Annotated in this window: 22 protein-coding genes; 17 read left to right on the top strand and 5 right to left on the bottom strand. The window is 71.8% G+C overall.

The genetic code is table 11. The features are described 5' to 3' along the window. Window positions 1–4 precede the first annotated feature (4 nt). Entirely contained in the window at window positions 5–448 is a 444-nt protein-coding gene (locus OO54_RS09175) for a heat shock protein transcriptional repressor HspR (RefSeq protein WP_015034631.1), read from the top strand. A gap of 61 nt (window positions 449–509) precedes the next feature. Here the strand turns inward: OO54_RS09175 and OO54_RS09180 are convergent, their stop codons facing one another. Both OO54_RS09180 and OO54_RS09185 read right to left on the bottom strand, forming a co-directional pair. Continuing rightward, entirely contained in the window at window positions 510–977 is a 468-nt protein-coding gene (locus OO54_RS09180; protein WP_033202349.1) for a hypothetical protein, read from the bottom strand. 5 nt (window positions 978–982) lie between these two features. Continuing rightward, window positions 983–1,987 carry a helix-turn-helix transcriptional regulator gene (locus OO54_RS09185; protein WP_200146574.1) on the bottom strand — a complete coding sequence of 335 codons (1,005 nt, stop codon included), beginning with the start codon at window positions 1,985–1,987 and terminating at the stop codon, window positions 983–985. Between the two features lie 106 nt (window positions 1,988–2,093). Here OO54_RS09185 and OO54_RS46750 point away from each other — a divergent pair, with 106 nt between their 5' ends. Both OO54_RS46750 and OO54_RS09195 read left to right on the top strand, forming a co-directional pair. After that, complete coding sequence (locus OO54_RS46750; protein WP_017240214.1) at window positions 2,094–2,312, top strand: hypothetical protein; 219 nt, start codon at window positions 2,094–2,096, stop codon at window positions 2,310–2,312. After that, window positions 2,309–2,629: a Rieske (2Fe-2S) protein gene (locus OO54_RS09195; protein ID WP_026058376.1), complete on the top strand. Its 321-nt coding sequence runs from the start codon at window positions 2,309–2,311 to the stop codon at window positions 2,627–2,629. Before OO54_RS46750 ends, OO54_RS09195 begins: the two co-directional genes overlap by 4 nt. A gap of 104 nt (window positions 2,630–2,733) precedes the next feature. Here OO54_RS09195 and OO54_RS09200 read toward each other — a convergent pair whose 3' ends face one another. Continuing rightward, window positions 2,734–3,138 carry a pyridoxamine 5'-phosphate oxidase family protein gene (locus OO54_RS09200; RefSeq protein ID WP_017240212.1) on the bottom strand — a complete coding sequence of 135 codons (405 nt, stop codon included), beginning with the start codon at window positions 3,136–3,138 and terminating at the stop codon, window positions 2,734–2,736. 122 nt (window positions 3,139–3,260) lie between these two features. Here OO54_RS09200 and clpB point away from each other — a divergent pair, with 122 nt between their 5' ends. Beyond that, a complete protein-coding gene (gene clpB / locus OO54_RS09205) occupies window positions 3,261–5,852 on the top strand; it encodes an ATP-dependent chaperone ClpB (RefSeq protein WP_033202350.1) in 2,592 nt (863 codons plus the stop codon). Window positions 5,853–5,867: 15 nt separating this feature from the next. On the opposite strand, the gene OO54_RS42310 is transcribed toward clpB, so the two are convergent. Beyond that, complete coding sequence (locus tag OO54_RS42310) at window positions 5,868–6,296, bottom strand: hypothetical protein (protein WP_051786804.1); 429 nt, start codon at window positions 6,294–6,296, stop codon at window positions 5,868–5,870. Window positions 6,297–6,413: 117 nt separating this feature from the next. On the opposite strand from OO54_RS42310, the gene OO54_RS09215 reads away from it, so the two are divergent. Next, window positions 6,414–6,950: a type III secretion system chaperone family protein gene (locus tag OO54_RS09215; protein ID WP_026058375.1), complete on the top strand. Its 537-nt coding sequence runs from the start codon at window positions 6,414–6,416 to the stop codon at window positions 6,948–6,950. A gap of 70 nt (window positions 6,951–7,020) precedes the next feature. Here OO54_RS09215 and OO54_RS09220 read toward each other — a convergent pair whose 3' ends face one another. Continuing rightward, entirely contained in the window at window positions 7,021–8,199 is a 1,179-nt protein-coding gene (locus tag OO54_RS09220; protein WP_033202351.1) for a pyridoxal phosphate-dependent aminotransferase, read from the bottom strand. A gap of 181 nt (window positions 8,200–8,380) precedes the next feature. On the opposite strand from OO54_RS09220, the gene OO54_RS46350 reads away from it, so the two are divergent. The 12 genes from OO54_RS46350 (at window position 8,381) to OO54_RS09280 (ending at window position 20,191) form a co-directional block, all read left to right on the top strand. Next, complete coding sequence (locus OO54_RS46350) at window positions 8,381–8,563, top strand: hypothetical protein (RefSeq protein WP_051786805.1); 183 nt, start codon at window positions 8,381–8,383, stop codon at window positions 8,561–8,563. Window positions 8,564–8,615: 52 nt separating this feature from the next. Beyond that, window positions 8,616–8,819: a hypothetical protein gene (locus OO54_RS45765; protein WP_033202352.1), complete on the top strand. Its 204-nt coding sequence runs from the start codon at window positions 8,616–8,618 to the stop codon at window positions 8,817–8,819. A gap of 279 nt (window positions 8,820–9,098) precedes the next feature. Beyond that, window positions 9,099–9,617 (top strand): DUF2617 family protein, encoded by a 519-nt coding sequence (locus OO54_RS09235; RefSeq protein ID WP_033202353.1) that lies wholly within the window; start codon window positions 9,099–9,101, stop codon window positions 9,615–9,617. Between the two features lie 75 nt (window positions 9,618–9,692). Beyond that, the gene (locus OO54_RS09240; protein WP_033202354.1) at window positions 9,693–11,366 is read left to right on the top strand and encodes a polyamine aminopropyltransferase; all 1,674 of its coding nucleotides are present in this window, start codon (window positions 9,693–9,695) and stop codon (window positions 11,364–11,366) included. A gap of 106 nt (window positions 11,367–11,472) precedes the next feature. Continuing rightward, a complete protein-coding gene (locus tag OO54_RS09245; protein ID WP_033202355.1) occupies window positions 11,473–12,369 on the top strand; it encodes an SRPBCC family protein in 897 nt (298 codons plus the stop codon). A 60-nt stretch (window positions 12,370–12,429) separates the two neighbouring features. Next, complete coding sequence (locus OO54_RS09250) at window positions 12,430–13,215, top strand: aldose epimerase family protein (protein ID WP_033202423.1); 786 nt, start codon at window positions 12,430–12,432, stop codon at window positions 13,213–13,215. Window positions 13,216–13,239: 24 nt separating this feature from the next. Then, window positions 13,240–13,779 carry an orotate phosphoribosyltransferase gene (gene pyrE, locus OO54_RS09255; protein ID WP_033202356.1) on the top strand — a complete coding sequence of 180 codons (540 nt, stop codon included), beginning with the start codon at window positions 13,240–13,242 and terminating at the stop codon, window positions 13,777–13,779. Between the two features lie 221 nt (window positions 13,780–14,000). Beyond that, a complete protein-coding gene (gene fbaA / locus OO54_RS09260; RefSeq protein ID WP_033202357.1) occupies window positions 14,001–15,023 on the top strand; it encodes a class II fructose-bisphosphate aldolase in 1,023 nt (340 codons plus the stop codon). A gap of 129 nt (window positions 15,024–15,152) precedes the next feature. Further along, window positions 15,153–17,195: an Ig-like domain-containing protein gene (locus OO54_RS09265; protein ID WP_234439210.1), complete on the top strand. Its 2,043-nt coding sequence runs from the start codon at window positions 15,153–15,155 to the stop codon at window positions 17,193–17,195. 81 nt (window positions 17,196–17,276) lie between these two features. Continuing rightward, window positions 17,277–18,761 carry an MFS transporter gene (locus OO54_RS09270; RefSeq protein ID WP_033202358.1) on the top strand — a complete coding sequence of 495 codons (1,485 nt, stop codon included), beginning with the start codon at window positions 17,277–17,279 and terminating at the stop codon, window positions 18,759–18,761. A 14-nt stretch (window positions 18,762–18,775) separates the two neighbouring features. Further along, window positions 18,776–19,189, top strand: coding sequence for a DUF3151 domain-containing protein (locus tag OO54_RS09275; protein ID WP_017240197.1), 414 nt, complete (start codon window positions 18,776–18,778; stop codon window positions 19,187–19,189). A gap of 102 nt (window positions 19,190–19,291) precedes the next feature. Then, window positions 19,292–20,191 carry a DUF3152 domain-containing protein gene (locus OO54_RS09280; protein ID WP_033202359.1) on the top strand — a complete coding sequence of 300 codons (900 nt, stop codon included), beginning with the start codon at window positions 19,292–19,294 and terminating at the stop codon, window positions 20,189–20,191. The last annotated feature ends 118 nt before the right edge of the window (window positions 20,192–20,309 follow it).

Genomic DNA, 20,309 nt, shown 5'->3' on the forward strand with positions numbered 1-20,309 from the left:
CCCGATGGACGGACGCCGACGCAATCCGTACGAACTGACCGACGAGTCGCCGGTGTACGTCATCTCGGTGGCGGCCCAGCTCTCCGGTCTGCACCCGCAGACCCTGCGGCAGTACGACCGGCTCGGCCTGGTCTCCCCGGACCGTACGGCCGGCCGGGGGCGGCGCTACTCGGCCCGTGACATCGAGCTGCTCCGCCAGGTGCAGCAGCTGTCGCAGGACGAGGGCATCAACCTGGCCGGGATCAAGCGCATCATCGAACTGGAGAACCAGGTCGCGGCGCTGCAGAGCCGGATCGCGGAGCTGTCGGCGGCGGTCGACGGCGCGGCGGCGGCGATGCGCCAGCGCGAGGCCCAGGTCCACGCCTCGTACCGGCGTGACCTGGTGCCCTACCAGGACGTGCAGCAGGCGAGCGCCCTGGTGGTGTGGCGCCCCAAGCGCGGCGAGTAGCCCTTCGTTCGTCCCCGAAGCCCTGTCCACAGCTGTGGACAGGGCTTCGGTGCGTCCCGGTTCAGGGGATCAGCTCGGAGACGATCTCGCCGACCGTCTCGTACCAGGGGGACGCGCCGGTGCCGAAGGCGGCCGCGAGGGCGGTGCCGACGGCGATGTCGCGGGGCGTCGCGCCGGGTTCCCAGGTGTCGATGACGCGGCCGTCGCCCGAGCACAGCAGCTCGCCGACGCGGTGGCCGTCCCGGGTGAAGCGGCTGTGGTCGTGCCCGCTCGGCACCAGGCGGTAGCGGACCCCGTCGGTGCGGACGTCGACGCGGTACGAGCGCCGCAGCAGCCGGCCGCGGGCCGGGCGGATGACGGCCGGCTCCCCGTCGACGGTGAGCGCGAGGAGCTCCGCCCGGCGGGTCCCGATCGGGGTGTGGGTGTCGGGGCGGCTTCCGGGGGCCCGTACGAGCTCCACGGCGGGCAGCCCGTGGCCGGAGACCCGGAGCGTGCCGGCGGGGCCGTCCAGGTCGATCTGTACGTACACGGCGGTCAGTTGTCCCGTTCGAGGATGCCGGACTGTGCGATCAGGTAGCCGAGCTGGGCCCGGCTCCCGCTGCCGAGCGTGGCGGCGAGTTTGGCTATGTGGGCGCGGCAGGTGCGCACGTTCATCCCGAGGCGGCGCGCGATGGCCTCGTCGACGTGGCCTTCCACGAGGAGCTTGGCGATGGAGCGCTGGACGCCCCCTATGCCGTCCACGGACGGGCTGTAGGGGATCTCCTCCTCCCAGGGCACGCCGTGGAGCCAGAACTGGTCGAAGACGCCGACGAGGTACTGGACGAGGCCTTCGTGGCGGAGTTCGAGGGCGACCTGGCGGTCGCTGCGCGCGGGCACGAAGGCGACCTTGCGGTCGACGATGATCAGCCGGTCGATGATCTCTTCGAGGGTGCGCAGTTCGAGGCCGTAGGGGGCGACCCGCTCGACGTAGGCGAGGGTGGCGGGGTGGTGCCGGGCGGTGTGCTGGTAGAGCGTGCGCATCCGGACGCCGCGGTTGAGGAGGGGTTCCATCCGCCGCAGGGCCGCTTCGAGGGTCTCGGGGCGCCGTCCGCTGCCGGGCTGGATGGTGAGGAGTTCCTCGGTGCACTCGTTGATGACGCGGTCCAGCGTCGCGTTGATGACGCTGAGGCCTTCGAGGACGGTGATCGCCTGTGCGGCCGAGGGGTCGGGGGTGTGGATCGCGAGGAATGGCTCGAACGCGTCGGCGAGCGCGATGGCGTGCTGCCGACGCGCCTGTATCTCCTGTTCGATGGGGTGGATGAGCTGGTTGAGGGCGATCGAGGGCGACACAGGGTGCAGCCACTGGCTGTCGTCGGGGTCGGGGTGAAGGAGCGAGAGCTCCTTCAGGCACGGGGCGGCGGCGGCCTCGGAGCGGGCGATTCGACCCGTGCGGAGGGCGTTCGCGTACAGCTCCTTGCCCACGTCGCATAGTTCACCGTGACTGTGGTTATGGCCCGTTCTGTCACATTCCAGACTCATTCGCACCCCCCTCAGGGTCATGAATTACAGGAACATGATGCCCGGGTTGGCTGGTGGACGGGTCATGAGTAAGTCATCGTCTAACTCGCGGGGGGGAGGTAGTGATCAAAAGAGGTGGAGATCGGCCATGACCAGGATGGTTCGTGCACTTAGCGCCATAGCCGTTGCGGCGGCTGTTCTCGGTGTGCTCGCACTCGACGGCGAGCCCTCATGGGAGACCACCCCGGCGCACTCCGTAGTGGCGGAGCCGGGCGAGCCCTCGTGGGAGAGCACTCCGGCGCACGATGTGCTCGCGTCGCCCGGCGAGCCGTCTTGGGAGATCCTTCCCAAGGGTGCGGGCGCGTGAGTGTCCCGCCCGACGACCCCAGGTTCCGGCGTGAGATGGCCTCGGCCTACCGCTCCGGATGGCACTTCGTCGATCTCGCCACGGCCATCCCCCACCGTGGCGACTCGCTGAAGGTCACTCTCTTCGGGGAGCCGATCGTCGTCGCGCGTGAGCAGGACGAGGACGTCCGCGCTTACCGCTGTCTCCGGCGCCCCCGGGGCGCACCGCAGCCGATCCGCTGTGCCATCCGGTACGGCATGATCTTCGTCAATCTCGACCAGCGGGACCACCAGCTGATCGAGCCAGAGACCATCACCGCCACCCCCCGCAGTGCCTGAGCGATTCCCCCGTCGTTGTAGATCGCTCCGGCACTTCCCCCACACAGCGGCGCCATCGCGGACCTGAAACGCGATGGCGCCGCTGTGCTGCGCGCGCGCACTTCTCAGGCGCGGCCCATCGCCCGGGTGAGGGCGATCTCGATGACGACCCGGTCGGGGTTCGGGGCCGGCGTGCGGCCGTAGCGCTCGGCGTAGCGGGCGACGGCGTCCGCGACGACCTCGGCCTCCGTGCGGATGTGGGCGACGCCCTCCAGGGTGGCCCAGCGCCCCTTGTCGACCTGGCAGACCGCGACCCGCGCGCCGTCCGCGCCCGCCGCCAGGACGTTGGCGACCTTCCGGCTGTTCTTGTTGGTGATCACGCGCGCGTACCCGTTCTCGGGGTCGTACGTGACGCCGACCGCCACGACGTGCGGGGTGCCGTCCGGGCGCGGGGTGGTCAGGGTGCTCATGTGGTACTCGCGCCAGAAGCCCGCGTACGAGTCGGAGGGGTTCCTCGGGTCCGTTGCCATGCCCGGAAACTACCCGGGGCGTGACTCCCTCCGACACCTTGAGCGGGATCGACTCAACTTTGTGTACCCTGGAGAAGTCATAGAAGGAGAGGACCCACGAGAACCCAGGAGGAACACCGCACGTGGACGCCGAACTGACCAACCGGAGCCGGGACGCGATCAACGCGGCGAGCAGCCGCGCCGTGTCCGAGGGGCACGCCGACCTGACCCCCGCCCATCTGCTGCTGGCGCTGCTCACCGGTCAGGACAACGAGAACATCACCGACCTGCTCGCCGCCGTCGAGGCCGACCAGGCCGTCGTCCGGTCGGGCGCGGAGCGGCTGCTGGCCGCCCTGCCGAGCGTCACGGGGTCCACGGTCGCGCCCCCGCAGCCCAACCGCGACTTCCTCGCCGTCATCGCCGACGCCGACAAGCGCGCCAAGGAGCTCGGCGACGACTACCTCTCCACCGAGCACCTGCTCATCGGCATCGCGGCCAAGGGCGGGCAGGCCGGTGAGATCCTCGACCGGCAGGGCGCGAGCGCATCGAAGCTGCTCGACGCGTTCGAGAAGAGCAGGGGAGGACGCCGGGTGACCACACCGGACCCGGAGGGTCAGTACAAGGCGCTGGAGAAGTTCGGCACGGACTTCACGGCCGCCGCACGCGAAGGCAAGCTCGACCCGGTCATCGGCCGGGACCACGAGATCCGGCGCGTCGTCCAGGTGCTGTCCCGCCGCACCAAGAACAACCCGGTCCTCATCGGCGAGCCCGGCGTCGGCAAGACCGCCGTCGTCGAGGGCCTCGCCCAGCGGATCGTGAAGGGCGACGTGCCCGAGTCGCTGAAGAACAAGCGGCTGGTCTCGCTCGACCTCGGCGCGATGGTCGCGGGCGCCAAGTACCGCGGCGAGTTCGAGGAGCGCCTGAAGACCGTCCTCTCCGAGATCAAGGAGAGCGACGGCCAGATCATCACCTTCATCGACGAGCTCCACACGGTCGTCGGCACGGGCGCCGGCGGCGACTCCGCCATGGACGCCGGCAACATGCTGAAGCCGATGCTGGCCCGCGGCGAGCTCCGCATGGTCGGCGCGACCACCCTCGACGAGTACCGCGAGCGGATCGAGAAGGACCCCGCCCTGGAGCGCCGCTTCCAGCAGGTCCTGGTCGCCGAGCCGACCGTCGAGGACACCGTCGCCATCCTGCGCGGCCTGAAGGGCCGGTACGAGGCGCACCACAAGGTGCAGATCAACGACTCCGCGCTGGTGGCCGCCGCGACCCTCTCCGACCGGTACATCACCTCCCGCTTCCTCCCCGACAAGGCCATCGACCTCGTCGACGAGGCCGCCTCCCGGCTCCGCATGGAGATCGACTCCTCGCCCGTCGAGATCGACGAGCTCCAGCGCTCCGTGGACCGGCTCCGCATGGAGGAGCTGGCCCTGAAGAACGAGACGGACGCGGCGAGCAAGCAGCGCCTGGAGAAGCTGCGCCGCGACCTCGCCGACCGCGAGGAGGAGCTGCGCGGCCTGACCGCCCGCTGGGAGAAGGAGAAGCAGTCCCTCAACCGGGTCGGTGAGCTGAAGGAGCGCCTCGACGAGGCCCGCGGCCGAGCCGAGCGCGCCCAGCGCGACGGCGACTTCGACACCGCGTCCAAGCTGCTCTACGGGGAGATCCCGGCCCTGGAGCGGGAACTGGAGGCGGCGAGCGAGGCCGAGGCCCAGCAGGAGGCGTCGAAGGACACCATGGTCAAGGAGGAGGTGGGCCCGGACGACATCGCGGACGTCGTCGGCGCCTGGACCGGCATCCCCGCCGGTCGCCTCCTGGAGGGCGAGACGCAGAAGCTGCTGCGCATGGAGGACGAGCTCGGCAAGCGGCTGATCGGCCAGTCGGAGGCCGTACAGGCCGTCTCCGACGCCGTGCGCCGCACCCGGGCCGGCATCGCCGACCCCGACCGGCCCACCGGCTCCTTCCTCTTCCTCGGCCCGACCGGCGTCGGCAAGACCGAGCTGGCGAAGGCGCTCGCCGACTTCCTCTTCGACGACGAGCGGGCCATGATCCGCATCGACATGTCGGAGTACGGCGAGAAGCACTCCGTCGCCCGGCTGGTCGGCGCGCCCCCCGGCTACGTCGGGTACGAGGAGGGCGGCCAGCTCACGGAGGCGGTCCGCCGCCGCCCGTACAGCGTGGTGCTGCTCGACGAGGTGGAGAAGGCGCACCCGGAGGTCTTCGACGTCCTGCTCCAGGTCCTGGACGACGGACGCCTGACCGACGGGCAGGGCCGGACGGTGGACTTCCGCAACACCATCCTGATCCTCACGTCGAACCTGGGCAGCCAGTTCCTCGTCGACCCGCTGACCGGGGAGGACGTCAAGAAGCAGCAGGTCCTGGACGTCGTCCGGGCCAGCTTCAAGCCCGAGTTCCTCAACCGGCTCGACGACCTGGTCGTCTTCTCCGCCCTCGACCGGGCCGAGCTGGGGCGGATCGCGCAGCTCCAGATCGACCGGCTCGCGAAGCGGCTCGCCGAGCGCAGGCTCACCCTGGACGTCACCCCGGCGGCCCTGGAGTGGCTCGCCGAGGAGGGCAACGACCCCGCGTACGGCGCCCGGCCGCTGCGCCGCCTCATCCAGACGGCGATCGGCGACCGGCTCGCCAAGGAGATCCTCGCCGGCGAGGTCGTCGACGGCGACACGGTCCGGGTGGACCGCTTCGAGGACGGTCTGATCGTCGGCCCGGCGCGGTAGCGGGGCCCGGCGGGCCTACACGTCGAAGGACGTCAGGTGTACGAGGGCGGTGCCGCCGTCCTCGTACACCACCTTCACGCGGACGTAGAGGGACTGGCCGTAGTCGGTCTCACGGCACAGGTCCTCGTCGCAGGGGGTGTCCGGAACGGCGCCCGGATAGGTGGCATCCAGCCAGTCGGCCACACCGGTGCGCGGCATGCGGAAATCGACGGTGACGTACGAGTCCTGCCAGTGCATCCCGGTGCACCGGGCGTCCTCGGCGTCCGCGGGGAGGCGTCCGCGCGCGAACTCCATCGCGTCGGCGCAGTCCACCGTCTGCGGCCTTCCCGCCTCGCTGAACGAGTACGCCGCCCAGGCCATCAGCGCGACCGGCAGCCCGCAGACCGCCGTGAGCCCCACGGCGAGCCAGATCCACCACCGGGATTTCCTCTTCGCGTCCCCCATGGGGACGAGATCATGTCAGCTGGCAGCGGATCTCGCCGCTTACGGACCAGCGGGGCTTGCCACGTACCGCCCGGCATGGGGGAGGATGGCGAGCATCCGTACGAAGGGAAATACACGGTGAGCATCGACCCGTCCTCGATTCCGAATTTCGGGGGCCAGCCCCAGCCTCAGGCCGCAGGACCGGCGGGCCCCGTCGTCCCCGACCAGGACCTCGTCAAGCAGCTCCTCGAGCAGATGGAGCTGAAGTACGTCGTCGACGACGAGGGTGACCTCGCGGCGCCGTGGGAGGAATTCCGCACGTACTTCATGTTCCGCGGCGAGGAGGAGCAGCAGGTCTTCTCGGTGCGGACGTTCTACGACCGCCCGCACTCCGCCGACGACCGCGCGAAGGTCCTCGACGCGATCGACGACTGGAACCGCCGCACCCTGTGGCCCAAGGTGTACACCCACCTGCACGAGGAGGAGGACGGCTCCGCCACCCTCCGCCTCATCGGCGAGGCCCAGATGCTGATCGGCACCGGCGTCGCCCTGGAGCACTTCGTGTCCTCCACGGTCAGCTGGGTCCGCGCCTCCATCGAGTTCGACAAGTGGATCGTCGAGCAGTTCGGCCTGGAGGCCCCCGAGGACAAGACGCCGGGCGACGAGGAGGCGTAAGCCTCCCCGCCACACGGCGACGGGAGCCCGGCCCCTTCAGGGGGCCGGGCTCCCGTGCGTCCGGGCCGCCTCAGCCGAGCCGCTTGAGGCGGGAGACCGCCTCCTCCAGGACCTCGGCCTTCTTGCAGAAGGCGAAGCGGACGAAGGGGGCGCCGGCCTCGCGGTGGTCGTAGAAGACGGCGTTGGGGATGGCGACGACGCCGGCCCGCTCGGGCAGGGAGCGGCAGAAGTCGAAGCCGTCGGTCGCGCCGAGCGGGCGGATGTCGGTGGTGACGAAGTAGGTGCCGGCGGGGCGGTAGACCTCGAAGCCGGCCTGCGCGAGGCCCTCGCTCAGCAGGTCCCGCTTGGCCTGGAGGTCGGCGCGCAGGGAGCCGAAGTAGGCGGCCGGGAGGCGGAGCGCCTCGGCGATCGCGTACTGGAACGGGCCGGCGGAGACGTACGTGAGGAACTGCTTGGCCGAGCGGACGGCGGAGGTCAGCTCGGGGGAGGCGGTGATCCAGCCGACCTTCCAGCCCGTGAACGAGAACGTCTTGCCGCTCGAACCGATGGTGACCGTGCGCTCCCGCATGCCGGGGAGGGTCGCGATCGGCACGTGCTCGGTGCCGTCGAAGACCAGGTGCTCGTACACCTCGTCGGTGACCACGAGCAGGTCCCGCTCGACCGCCAGCTCGGCGATCGCGGTCAGCTCGGCGCGGGTGAGGACGGTGCCGGTGGGGTTGTGCGGGGTGTTGAGCAGGATCAGCCGGGTCCGGTCGGTGACGGCGGCCCGCAGCTCGTCCAGGTCGAGGACGTAGCTGCCCTCGTGGGGGCGGAGGGTGACCGGGACGCGGGTGCCGCCGGCCATCGCCACACAGGCCGCGTACGAGTCGTAGTACGGCTCCAGGGCGATCACCTCGTCGCCCGGCTCGACGAGCGCGAGCAGGGCCGCCGCGATCGCCTCGGTGGCGCCCGCGGTGACCAGCACCTCCGCGTCGGGGTCGTACACGAGGCCGTACCGCTCCCGCTGGTGGTCGGCGACGGCCGTGCGCAGCTCGGGGACGCCGGGGCCGGGCGGGTACTGGTTGCCGCGGCCGTCCCGCAGCGCGCGGACGGCGGCCTCCCGGATCCCCTCCGGGCCGTCGGTGTCGGGGAAGCCCTGACCGAGGTTGATCGACCCGGTCCTGGCGGCGAGCGCGGACATCTCGGCGAAGATCGTCGTCCCGAACTCGGCGAGGCGGCGATTGAGCAGCGGTCGTGTCATGAGGGCCATCCTGGGGGGAAGCTCTGGACTTGCTCAAGTGTGCTTTGACAGGGTCGCGGCGAGGGGATCGCCCTGGCATGGACATCGCATTCTTCATCCTCGGGATCGCGGTCGTGATCGGCTTCGGGGTGTGGCTCGTCGCGCGAGGGATGAGCGGTACGAACCGCGCGAGCGGCGGCGGTGACAGCTGGTGGGCGGGTGCGGGCTCCTCCTCCACCTCGTCCTCGTCGTCCTCCTCCACTTCCTCCTGCTCCTCGTCCTCGTCGTCCTCCTGTTCCTCCTCCTCGTGTTCGAGCTCGTCCTGCTCGTCGTCCTCGTGCTCCAGCTCGTCGTCGTGCAGCTGAAGCTCTCGATTCGCTCAAGTCCGCTTTGACGGGGGGCCGTAGAGGGCATCCCCCTCGCACAGAAGAACGGGGGTAGTACAGATGGAAATCTTCATCGTCATCCTGGTGGCCGTGGTCGTCATCGGCCTGATCTCCACCGTCAGGGACCGGGCGCGCGGCGGCCGGCGGCGCGGGGGCCGCAAGCGCGGCGGCTGGGCCGGCGGGGGCGGCTCCGGGGGCGCGGGCTGCGGTTCGAGCTGCGGCGGAGGGGGCGGCTGCGGGGGCGGCTGCGGCGGCGGCAGCTGAGCGCGCGTCGGCTCCGGAGGCACGTGACGTTGGCATTCCGTGCCGACATCTCGATCGATTCTGATTGAACAATTGAACTGTGGGGGCCCCGAAGGGGTTGGAAAACACAGCAAGTTGGGTAAAAACGCTGCGAGTCGCCCGGCGTCCGTGGTTCTCTCGCTCCTGACAGAGACAGCCCTCGGACCGTGTGTGGAACCGAGCCGGCGATCCCCACTCCCGTTGGACCCTCTCCGGGGCGCCCCCGGCCCACCCGTCAAACCGTGTTTGCGGAGCCGACCCATGCTCACCACCCTGAAAACCACCTACACCGACACCCGTGCGGCCGACCTGGCCTGGGCACTCGGGCGCGAGCCGCTGCCCGCCCTCGCGGTGCTCGATCTCGAACTCTCCGGCGCCAAACTGCAGTTGAGACTGCTCGGCGCCTCCCATCAGGTCCTCCTCGAAGAGGACGGCGGCAGCTGCTCGGAGACCGTGGCCTGCATGCCGGGCAGCAGCACCCCGCTCCCGCTCGGCGTCTCCAAGCGCGTCGGCGAATGGGAGTACGAATTCGCCGCCCGCGTCGAGACGCTCCCGGAGGGCGCCTTCGCCGGGCGCGCGCAGGAGCTGCTCGCCCTCGTCGCCGACCACCCCAACGGCCTCGCGGGCACCTTCCCCGGCTCGCCGCACGCCTTCACGGCGATGCTGGCGCACCGTCACGAAGGCCAGGTGCGGTGGCGCACCTGGCACGCCTACCCGCAGGAGGGGCAGTTGGTGGTGACCAGGACCCGCATCGGCGCCCGTATGCCCGCAACGCTCTGAAACATCCTCCCGGCGCCCCAGGTGCACTCGTGTGGGTGACAAAGCGTCCGACAGTCGTGACGTAGCGTTACGGTCATGATCGAGCCGACCGTGACCATGCCACCCAAGAGGGTGCGACGGCCGCCCGTGCGGCGGCCCGTCCGGCCGCGGGAGGCGGTGCGGTTCCCGGTCCTCGCAGTGGTGTTCGTCTGCGCCGCGTGCGGCCTGGTCTACGAGCTGGAACTGGTCGCGCTCGCCTCCTACTTGATCGGCGACTCGGTCACCCAGGCCTCCGTCGTGCTCTCCGTGATGGTCTTCGCGATGGGCGTCGGCTCGCTGCTCGCCAAGCGGCTGCGCTGCCGCGCCGCCGTCGGCTTCGGCCTGGTCGAGGCCGGGCTGGCGCTCATCGGCGGCTGCTCGGCGATGGTGCTGTACGCGGCCTTCGCCTGGCTCGGCGAGTCGCGGTACGTGCTCGTGGCGTTCTCACTCGCCATCGGCGTGCTCATCGGCGCCGAGATCCCCCTCCTCATGTCGCTGATACAGCGGGCGGGCCGGTCCGGGCGGGCCGGCCGGCAGGCCCCGGCCGGGGATCAGGACGACGCCGCGGGGACGGTCGCCGACCTCTTCGCCGCCGACTACGTCGGCGCGCTGGTCGGCGGCCTCGCCTTCCCGTTCCTGCTGCTGCCCTGGCTCGGCCAGCTCACCGGCGCGCTCGTCACCGGAGCGGTCAACGCGGTGGCGGGCGGCGGGCTCGTCCTCTGGGTGTTCCGCCGCGACCTGACCCGCCGCTCCCGGGCCCTGCTCGTGGCCGTGAACGTCGCCGTCCTCGCCGTCCTCGCCACCGCCACCGTCCTCGTCGACGACTTCGAACAGGCGGCGCGCCGGGCCGTGTACGGGGACCGGGTGCGGGTCGCCGTCCACACCGACCTCCAGGAGGTCGTCGTGACGGGCGGCCGGGAGGGACCGCCGGACCTCTTCCTCGACGGCCGCCTCAGGGTGGCCGGCCAGGACGAGCACCGCTACCACGAGGCGCTCGTCCACCCCGCGATGAAGGGCACGCACGCGCGCGTGCTGATCGTCGGCGGCGGGGACGGCCTGGCCGCCCGCGAGGCCCTGCGCTACCGGGGGGTCCGCGCCGTCACCGTCGTCGAGATCGACCCGGGCGTCGTCCGCCTCGCCCGTACGGACCCGGCGCTCGCCACGCTCAACGCGCAGGCGTTCCGGGACCCGCGCGTCCGGGTGGTCTACGCGGACGCGTTCGGCTGGCTGAGGGAGGCCGCCGACCGCGTGCAGGAACGGTACGACGTGGTGATCTCCGATCTGCCCGACCCCGGCATCACCCCCAGCACCAAGCTGTACTCGGAGGAGTTCTACGGCCTGGTGGCCCGCGTCCTCACCGGCGCCGGACGGTTCGCCGTGCACGCCGGATCCGCCGCCGACCGACCCCGCACCTACTGGACGGTGGACGCCACCCTGCGCGCCGCGGGCTTCGCGACCCGCCCGTACAGCGCGAGCGGCCGCACCCCCGGCTTCGCCGCCGGACCCGACCGCGCGGACCGCGTCAGCGGCAAGGGCCGGGGCCCGTGGGACTGGGGCTTCCTCCTCGCGGTGCCCGGCGACCGGCCGCCCGTCCTCGGACTCGCCCCCGACGCGCCCCGGCTCCGCTCGCTCGCCGCGGACACCCTGGCCGCCGCGGCCCGCCGCGCCGAACGCGCCAGGGGCGCCGCACTGCCCCCGTCCACTCTGGTGCACCCGCGGTACGGCGCCTGAGGACCGGGCGACGGGCGGGCGCCGGATCCCCGGGCGGCGGGCGGGGGCGCGCGCCCCCGCGTCAAACAGGCGACGCCGCGCCCCCGCCTGAGTAGGCTCGGCTTCCATGGAGCATGAGGTGTTCGTTCCCGTCCCGGCCGAGGCCCTGCGCGCGACGCTCACGGACCCGGCCCGGGTGGTCCGCTGCGTGCCCGGGCTCCAGCGCGACGCCGACGAGGCGGCGGGCCCCCTCACGGGCCGGCTGAAGGTCCGCGTCGGCGGCAACACCATCACGTACCGAGGCGCCCTGAAGGTCGTCGAGCGGGACGGTGCCATCACCTACGAGGGCCAGGGCACCGAGGCCCGCGGCAAGGGCTCGGCCGAACTGTCGCTCACCGTCGTCCTCACTCCGGTGGCCGAGGGCACCAGCCTGAGCTTCACCGGCGCCCTCACGGCCGAGGGCCGGCTCGCCGAGGCGACGGACGGGGCCAGGTCCCTGGCCGGCGCCAAGCTCCTCGACAAGTTCGTGGAGGCGCTGGCCGCCCTCGCGCAGGAGCCCGCGGGAGCGGACGGTCCGTCCGGAGCGGAAAGCCCGACGGGAGCGGAAAGCCCGACGGGAGCGGGGGACTCGACGGGAGAGGCAGGGCCGTCGGCGGCCGGGGAGTCCGACGTCGACGACGACGACGGCGTCGACGACGGGGTCGAGGAGCCCGGCCGGAGCGCCGTCTTCGACGCACCGGTCCCGCCGTCCTCCCTCGACCCGCTCCTGGACGAGGACTTCGGCGATACGCCGATCGCGTTCCCCGCGCCGCAGCCCGCCGCCGAAGCCGCCCACGCCCGCCGGACCATGATCGGCCGGAGCGCCGAGGAGGTCGACCACGCCCCGCCGCGCGGCCGGTACGCCCCCGTCCCGGCGCCCGAGGCGAGCAGCGCCGGCGCCACCCTGCGCTGGATCGCCCCCGCCGCGGCCCTCGCCATCGCCTCGGCGGTCGTCGTCGGCCGGGCCTTGCGCCGCAGGCGCTGAAGCCGCGCTCGGCGCCCGTCGTTGAAACGGTCCAATCGGGGCTAGGGTCGGGGCGTGACGATGCAGACGCGACTGACGGCGGGCGCCGCCGAGTTGACCATCAACCCCGAGCACGGTTGCCGGATCGAGAGCCTGCGCATCGGCGGCACCGAAGTGCTGCGCCAGGGCGAGCGGTACGGCAGCTTCCCGATGGTGCCCTGGTGCGGGCGGACCGAGGACGGCCGCTTCCGCAACGGTGCCACCACGCATCAACTGCCGGTCAACGCGGCCCCGCACGCCATCCACGGCACCGTCCGCGACGTGACCTGGAAGACCGCCCTGACCTCCGCCACCGAGGCCGTGTTCACCTGCGAGCTCGGTGACCCGTGGCCGTACAAGGGCCGGGTCACCCAGGTCTTCGAGCTGGCCGAGGACTCCCTCACCCTGCGCTTCGGGGTCGAGACCTACGCCGACTCGTTCCCCGCCCAGGCCGGCTGGCACCCCTGGTTCCTGCGCAACCTCGGCCAGGGCGGCCAGGACGTGGAACTCGGCTTCGCCCCCGCCTGGCAGGAGGAGCGCGGCGAGAACCACCTGCCCACCGGCCGCCGCATCGACCCCCTCCCGGGCCCCTGGGACGACTGCTTCGGCATGCCAGGCGGCGTCGACGTGACCCTGACCTGGCCAGGGGAGCTGGAGGTGAAGGTAGCGAGCCGCGCCGAGTGGGTCGTGATCTACGACGAGCCGGCCGAGGCCGTCTGCGTCGAGCCGCAGTCGGGGCCGCCGAACGGCCTCAACACCCTCCCGCGTCTCGTCACCCCGATCGACCCCCTGGAGGTCGAGAGTGTCTGGAGCTGGCGGCGGCTGTAAAAGACGCCCCTTAAGCTGCTGACCATGACTGACGTACGCGCTGAGCTGCTCCAGCAGATCAAGGACAAGGCCGTGGTGCACGGCAAGGTGACCCTCTCGTCGGGTCTGGAAGCCGACTACTACATCGACCTGCGCCGGATCACGCTGGACGGCGAGGCCGCGCCGCTGGTCGGTCAGGTCATGCTCGACCTCACGGCCGACCTGGACTTCGACTGCGTCGGCGGCCTGACGCTCGGCGCCGACCCGGTCGCGACCTCGATGCTGCACGCCTCCGCCGCGCGCGGGCAGCGCCTCGACGCCTTCGTCGTGCGCAAGGCGCAGAAGGCGCACGGCATGCAGCGCCGTATCGAGGGCACGGACGTCAAGGGCCGTCGCTGCCTCGTGGTCGAGGACACCTCGACCACCGGCGGTTCGCCGCTGACCGCGGTCGAGGCCGTCCGCGAGGCCGGCGGCGAGGTCGTCGCCGTGGCCACGATCGTGGACCGCGGCGCCGCCGAGGCGATCGCCGGGGCGGGCCTGCCGTACCTCACCGGCTACCAGCTGGCGGACCTCGACCTGGCGTAACCGCCGCGAAGTCGTGACTTAGGTCCCGGACCCATGCGATGGGGGCCCTGACCTGCGCTTTTATCGAGGGGCGGAGTGTTTCACGTGAAACACTCCGCCCCTCGTCGTGCCGCGCCCGTGGGAGCCCGGACGAGAGTCTGAAAGGATGGGGTCGACGATGACGTCGCCCCCAGGTCAGGGACAGCACTGCACACACCCCGCACATCACAAGGAGCGGACGAATGCCCATCGCAACCCCCGAGGTCTACAACGAGATGCTCGACCGGGCGAAGGCAGGCAAGTTCGCCTACCCGGCCATCAACGTGACCTCGTCCCAGACCCTGCACGCTGCGCTGCGCGGCTTCGCGGAGGCCGAGAGCGACGGCATCATCCAGATCTCGACCGGCGGAGCCGAGTTCCTGGGCGGTCAGTACAACAAGGACATGGTCACGGGCGCCGTTGCCCTGGCCGAGTTCGCGCACATCGTCGCCGCGAAGTACGACATCACGGTCGCTCTGCACACCGACCACTGCCCGAAGGACAAGCTGGACGGCTACGTCCGTCCGCTGCTCGACATCTCCGCCGAGCGCGTCGCCAAGGGTCTGAACCCGCTGTTCCAGTCGCACATGTGGGACGGCTCCGCCGAGACCCTCGCGGACAACCTGGCCATCGGCCAGGAGCTGCTCGCGAAGGCCGTCGCCGCCAAGATCATCCTCGAGGTCGAGATCACCCCGACCGGTGGCGAGGAGGACGGCGTCAGCCACGAGATCAACGACGAGCTGTACACCACGGTCGAGGACGCGATCCGCACCGCCGAGGCCCTGGGCCTGGGCGAGAAGGGCCGCTACCTGCTCGCCGCGTCCTTCGGCAACGTGCACGGCGTCTACAAGCCGGGCAACGTCGTCCTCCGTCCCGAGCTCCTCAAGGACCTCCAGGCGGGCGTCGCCGAGAAGTTCGGCAAGGCCTCCCCGTTCGACTTCGTCTTCCACGGCGGTTCGGGCTCGACGGCCGAGGAGATCGCCACGGCGCTCGAGAACGGCGTCGTGAAGATGAACCTCGACACCGACACCCAGTACGCCTTCACCCGCCCGGTCGTGGACCACATGTTCCGCAACTACGACGGTGTCCTGAAGGTCGACGGCGAGGTCGGCACGAAGTCCACCTACGACCCGCGCACCTGGGGCAAGCTCGCCGAGGCCGGCATGGCCGTCCGCGTGACCGAGGCGTGCGCGGCGCTGCGCTCGACCGGCACGAAGCTGAAGTAAGCACCAAGCCGCGGTAGGCACGAAACCGCGGTGAGCGCGAAGCTGAAGCCCGGCACCTCAGGGTGCCGGGCTTTTTCGCGTGCGCGCCTTGTCATGAACGTGGTCTAGTCTTCCCTGCACCGTGCCCCCATGATCGAGGGGCCGGAGACCATGTTCTTGGGGGGTCTCTTCATCGTGCGCAAGCGCACTCTCTCGGCCGCGACCTCGTTCGCGGTCCTTGTCGGTTCCGCGGCGCTGGTCGCGGGCGCGGCGGGCCAGGCGGCCGCCGACAGCAGCAAGCTCCTGCCGATGTCGTCCGTGGGCGACATGGTGGTGGACGGCGTCCACCGGAAGATCTTCATCAGCGACCCCTTCCTCGGGAAGGTCGTCGCGACCGACTACGCGGGCACGGTCCTGGGCACCGTCTCCGACCTGCCCGGGGTCACCGGGCTGGCGCTCTCCGCCGACTCGGGCAGTCTGTACGCCGCGGTGCCCGGTGCCGACGCGGTCGTCGCCCTGGACGCGGAGGCGGTGACGGAGAAGGCCCGGTACGCCACCGGCGAGGGCACCGATCCGAAGTTCGTGGCAGCCGCGGGCGGCAGGATCTGGTTCGGCTACGGCACCGACTACGACGGCGACATCGGCTCGATCGACACCTCCGGCGAGCAGCCCGTGGTGGCCCTGGGCCAGGACGCGGAGATCGACTACTCCGGTGCCCCGCGGCTCGTGGCCTCGCCCACGGACCCGAACGCCCTCGCCGCCGTGTCCTCGTACTACCACTCGTTCCGGATCGGCGCGTACGACGTGAGCACGGGTGCCGCGGTCCGCACCGCGCGTTCGCCCGAGTCCGAAACGGGCAGTGGCGGCATGGTCAGCGACCTCGCCTACACCCAGGACGGCAGCCGTCTGATCACGGCCACCGCGGGCAACCGGCACCGGGTCTGGCAGGTCTCCGACCTCACCCAGGTGGGGGCCTACGCCAGCGAGTACCACGGCGCGGCCGTGGCCGTCGCCGCCGACGGCACCGTCGCGGCGGGCTCCGACGCCCCGTACGACCCGGACGTGTTCGTCTACCGGCCGGGCGAGACGACCGCCGTGCGGCAGTACGACTTCCCCAACACCGGGACCTACAGCAGCGGCGACGGCCTCGCTCCCAGCTCCCTCGCCTGGGAGCCGGGCGGCAGCCGCCTGTTCGCGGTGACCGCCGCCAGCAGTGGCAACGGCGTCCGCCTGAACGTCCTGGACGAGCCCACCAAGTCCGTGCCCACGGTCACCGTGAAGGTCCCGTCCACCGTGGCGGTCCTCAAGGCGATCACCGTCTCGGGCACGGTCACGGGGACCCTGGTGCCGCCGGCCGGCACGCCGCTGACCGTGACGCGGTACGACGCCGAGTTCCCGAGGGGCAAGTCGCTCGGGACCAGGCCGCTCGGGGCGAACGGCGCGTTCGCGTTCGCCGACACCCCGCTGGCGGCGGGCAACGTCACGTACCGGGTGACGTACGCGGGCGACGCCACGCACATCGGCGCGAGCGGCACGGCGGTCGTCAACGTGACCCCGTTCAAGACCGCGCTGACGCTCGACCGGAACAGGCTCACCGTCAACTACGGCACCAGCGTGACGTACACGGCCTCCCTCGGCTGGACGTACCGCAACCGCGTGGTGGAGATCTGGGCCGACCCGTACGGGGCGGAGCCGCGGCGGCTGCTCAAGCGGGGCACGGTCGACTCGGCGGGCAAGCTGTCGGTGACGACCAAGATGACCCGCGACACCTGGGTGACCGCGATCTTCGCCGGTGACACCCGGTCCGGCTGGGCCAAGGCCGGGTCCACGGTGTACACGAAGGCCGGCCTGACGACCTCGCTGTCCCGGCACTACAAGTGGTCGAAGATCGGCACGATCTGGTACCAGACGTACCACCAGTCCACGGACGTGCTGGTCACCGCGTGGAACAACCCGTACCCGGGCCGCAAGGCCAAGGTCGAGCTCCAGGTCTGGTACGCGGGTGCCTGGCGCAGCGGCGCCACGGACTACGTCTCGCTGACCAGCGGCGGCATGGCGTACGTCAACCTCGACGCCAACGGCGCGGAGGGCGTCCGTGCCCGGCTCCGCACGGCGTACGTGGACACCGAGTCCGGCGACAACGTGAACACCACGGTCTACGGCGGGTGGAAGTACTTCAACGTCACCCGCTGACGCACCGGCCACCGCGAGCCCCGTCCACCGATCCTCGGATTCCGGTGGGCGGGGCTTCGGCGTTCGCGGGATCATGCAGGCATGGACATCCGGCTGAGTTCCGGAAAGGGCCGCTGGATCTTGTTCACGACCGTGCTCGGGTCGGGGATGGCGCTGCTCGACTCCACCGTCGTGAACGTCGCGCTGCCGCACATCGGCGCGGACCTGGGCGCCGATCTCGGCGCGCTCCAGTGGACGGTCAACGCCTACATGCTGACCCTGGCCGGGCTGATCCTGCTCGGCGGGGCACTCGGCGACCGGTACGGCCGGCGCAGGGTGTTCGTGATCGGCGTGGTGTGGTTCGCGGTCGCGTCGCTGCTGTGCGGGCTGGCCCCGAACGCGGGGGTGCTGATCGCGGCCCGTGCCTTCCAGGGGGTGGGCGGGGCGCTGCTCACGCCCGGTTCGCTGGCGCTGATCCAGGCGAGTTTCCATGAGGACGACCGGGCCAGGGCGGTCGGTCTGTGGTCCGGGTTCGGCGGGGTCGGGGCGGCGATCGGGCCGTTCGTCGGCGGCTGGCTGGTGGACGGGCCGGGCTGGCGCTGGGTGTTCCTGCTGAACGTGCCGCTCGCGGCCCTGTGCGTACCGGTGGCCCTCCGGCACGTGCCGGAGTCGCGGGACGAGTCCGCGCACGGCCGGTTCGACGTGCTCGGCGCGTTCCTCGGCGCGGCGGCGCTCGCGCTCGTCACGTACGCGCTGATCGGCGCGGCCTGGTGGGCCGGGGCGGTCGGGGTCGTGGTCGGGGTGGCGTTCGTGCTGGTGGAGCGGCGGCGCGGCGACGCGGCGATGACGCCGCCGTCGATCTTCCGCTCGCGGCTGTTCACCTCCGTCAACCTGGTCACGCTGTGCGTGTACGCGGCCTTCGGCGGGTTCTTCTTCCTGGCGGTGCTCCAGCTCCAGGTGGTCTCCGGGTACTCGGCGCTCGCCGCCGGTACGGCCCTGCTGCCGACGACCGTGCTGATGCTGCTGTTCTCGGCGAAGTCCGGCGAGCTGGGGGAGCGGATCGGACCCCGGATCCCGCTCACGGTGGGGCCGCTGCTGTGCGCCGCGGGCATGCTGCTGATGCTGCGGGTCGGGGAGGACGCCTCGTACGTGCAGGACGTGCTGCCGGCCCTGGTCGTCCTCGGGCTCGGCATGACGGTCCTGGTCGCCCCGCTGACCGCGACCGTCCTGTCCTCGGTGGACGTGGCCAGGGCGGGCCTCGCCAGCGGGATCAACAACGCGGCGGCCCGGGCGGCCGGGCTGCTCGCGGTGGCCGCGCTGCCGCTGCTCGCCGGGATGGGGCCGGAGGCGTACCTCTCGGCGGCGGAGTTCGGCGAGACCTTCCGGCGGGCCATGCCGATGTGTGCGGGCCTCCTGGTGGCCGGTGCGGTCCTCGCGTGGACGACGATGCGCACGCCGGCCGAGCGGGCCGACTGCCATCCGGAGTGCCGGGTGCACTGCGGGGTGACGTCACCGCCGCTGGACCCGGGGAAGCGGGAGCGGCCGACCGACCCGGGGGAGCGGGAGCGCCCGGGGCCGACGCCCTGAGGCAGACTGGGCCCATGGCCATCCACGAGAACCTCCTGGGGGGACCGGCCCCCACCCACCTGCCCGACGACCCGGGTCCGCGCGAGCTGCTCGCGAACGGTACGGCGCCGGCGGACGTCGCCGCGAAGTACCCGACCTCCTCGCTCGCCTGGGCCCGGCTCGCCGACGACGCCTACGAGCGCGGCTCGGTCGTCGAGTCGTACGCCTACGCCCGTACCGGCTACCACCGCGGCCTGGACGCGCTGCGCCGCAACGGCTGGAAGGGCCACGGTCCGGTGCCGTGGGAGCACGAGCCGAACCGCGGTTTCCTGCGGGCGCTGCACGCCCTGGCCCGCGCGGCCGGCGACATCGGCGAGAAGGACGAGTACGAGCGCTGCTCGACGTTCCTGCGGGACTCCTCGGAGACGGCGGCCGAGACCCTCGGCTGACGTTCCCCTTGCTCGTCGAACGCCCTTTCCCCCGAAACGGAGGAAAGGGCGTTCGACGTGGCCGGTACGATCCCCGGTACCGCAGGACCCTAGGGGGAAGTCATGGGGAGACGCGCCGCACCCGCGGGACGCCGTAGCGCGAGGAGAAAGCACCGGGCGGGGCCCCGGTTCGGGCTGCCGGCGATGGTCCTCCTGACGGTCGTGCTCGGGGCCGGGGCCGCCATGGCGGACCGCGACGGGACGCCGCGGGACGGGGCGGCAGCGCCCGTGGTGGAACGGACGACGGCCGGCGCGAGCCCCCGGCCCACGACGTCGGAGCCGACGCGGCCGGCCGCACCGGATCCGACGCCGCCCGCCGCGCGGCCGAGGACCACCACGCCCGCCCCCGTGCGGAGCAGCCCCCCGAAGAGGACCGCCGCGAAGAGCACCGCCGTGCCGCGGTCCGGCGCGGGGACCTTCACCACGGCCCGCTCGTCCGGGGCGCCGACCGGTGACGGCGGGACCCTGCGCCGCTACCGGGTCCAGGTCGAGGACGGCATCGAGATCTCGGCGCAGGAGGCCGCCGCCGAGATCCAGCGCATCCTGGCCCATCCGCGCGGCTGGGCCGCGCACGGCCGGGGCCGCTTCCAGCTCGTGTCGGAGAACGCCGACTTCGTCATCCGGATCGCCACCCCGGACACGGCGGACGCGCTCTGCCTCCGCCAGGGGCTGCGCACCCACGGCGAGCTGAACTGCGAGACCTCCGAAGGCGTCGTGGTGAACCTCAGGCGGTGGATGCTGGGCTCGCCGACCTTCGCGGGGAAGCCGGAGGAGTACCGGCACCTGATCATCAACCACGAGGTCGGGCACGAGATCGGCATCCGCAGCCACATGGGCTGCCCGGGTCCGGGCAGGCTCGCTCCCGCGATGATGCAGCAGATCAAGGGCCTGCACGGCTGTCGATCGAACGCTTTTCCGTATGACGAAGACGGTAGCTACATCACAGGGCCGATCGTGTCATGATGCGGATGGGACGGCGCGCGACGAAGCACGCCTCCCGAGGGGACCGGAGCTCCCGTGCCGCGCGACGCAGCGCGTACACGGTGGAGCGGACCGCTACCCGGTAGCCCGTATCGAGGAG

Source organism: Streptomyces wedmorensis (assembly GCF_000716445.1).
GTDB lineage: Bacteria > Actinomycetota > Actinomycetes > Streptomycetales > Streptomycetaceae > Streptomyces > Streptomyces wedmorensis.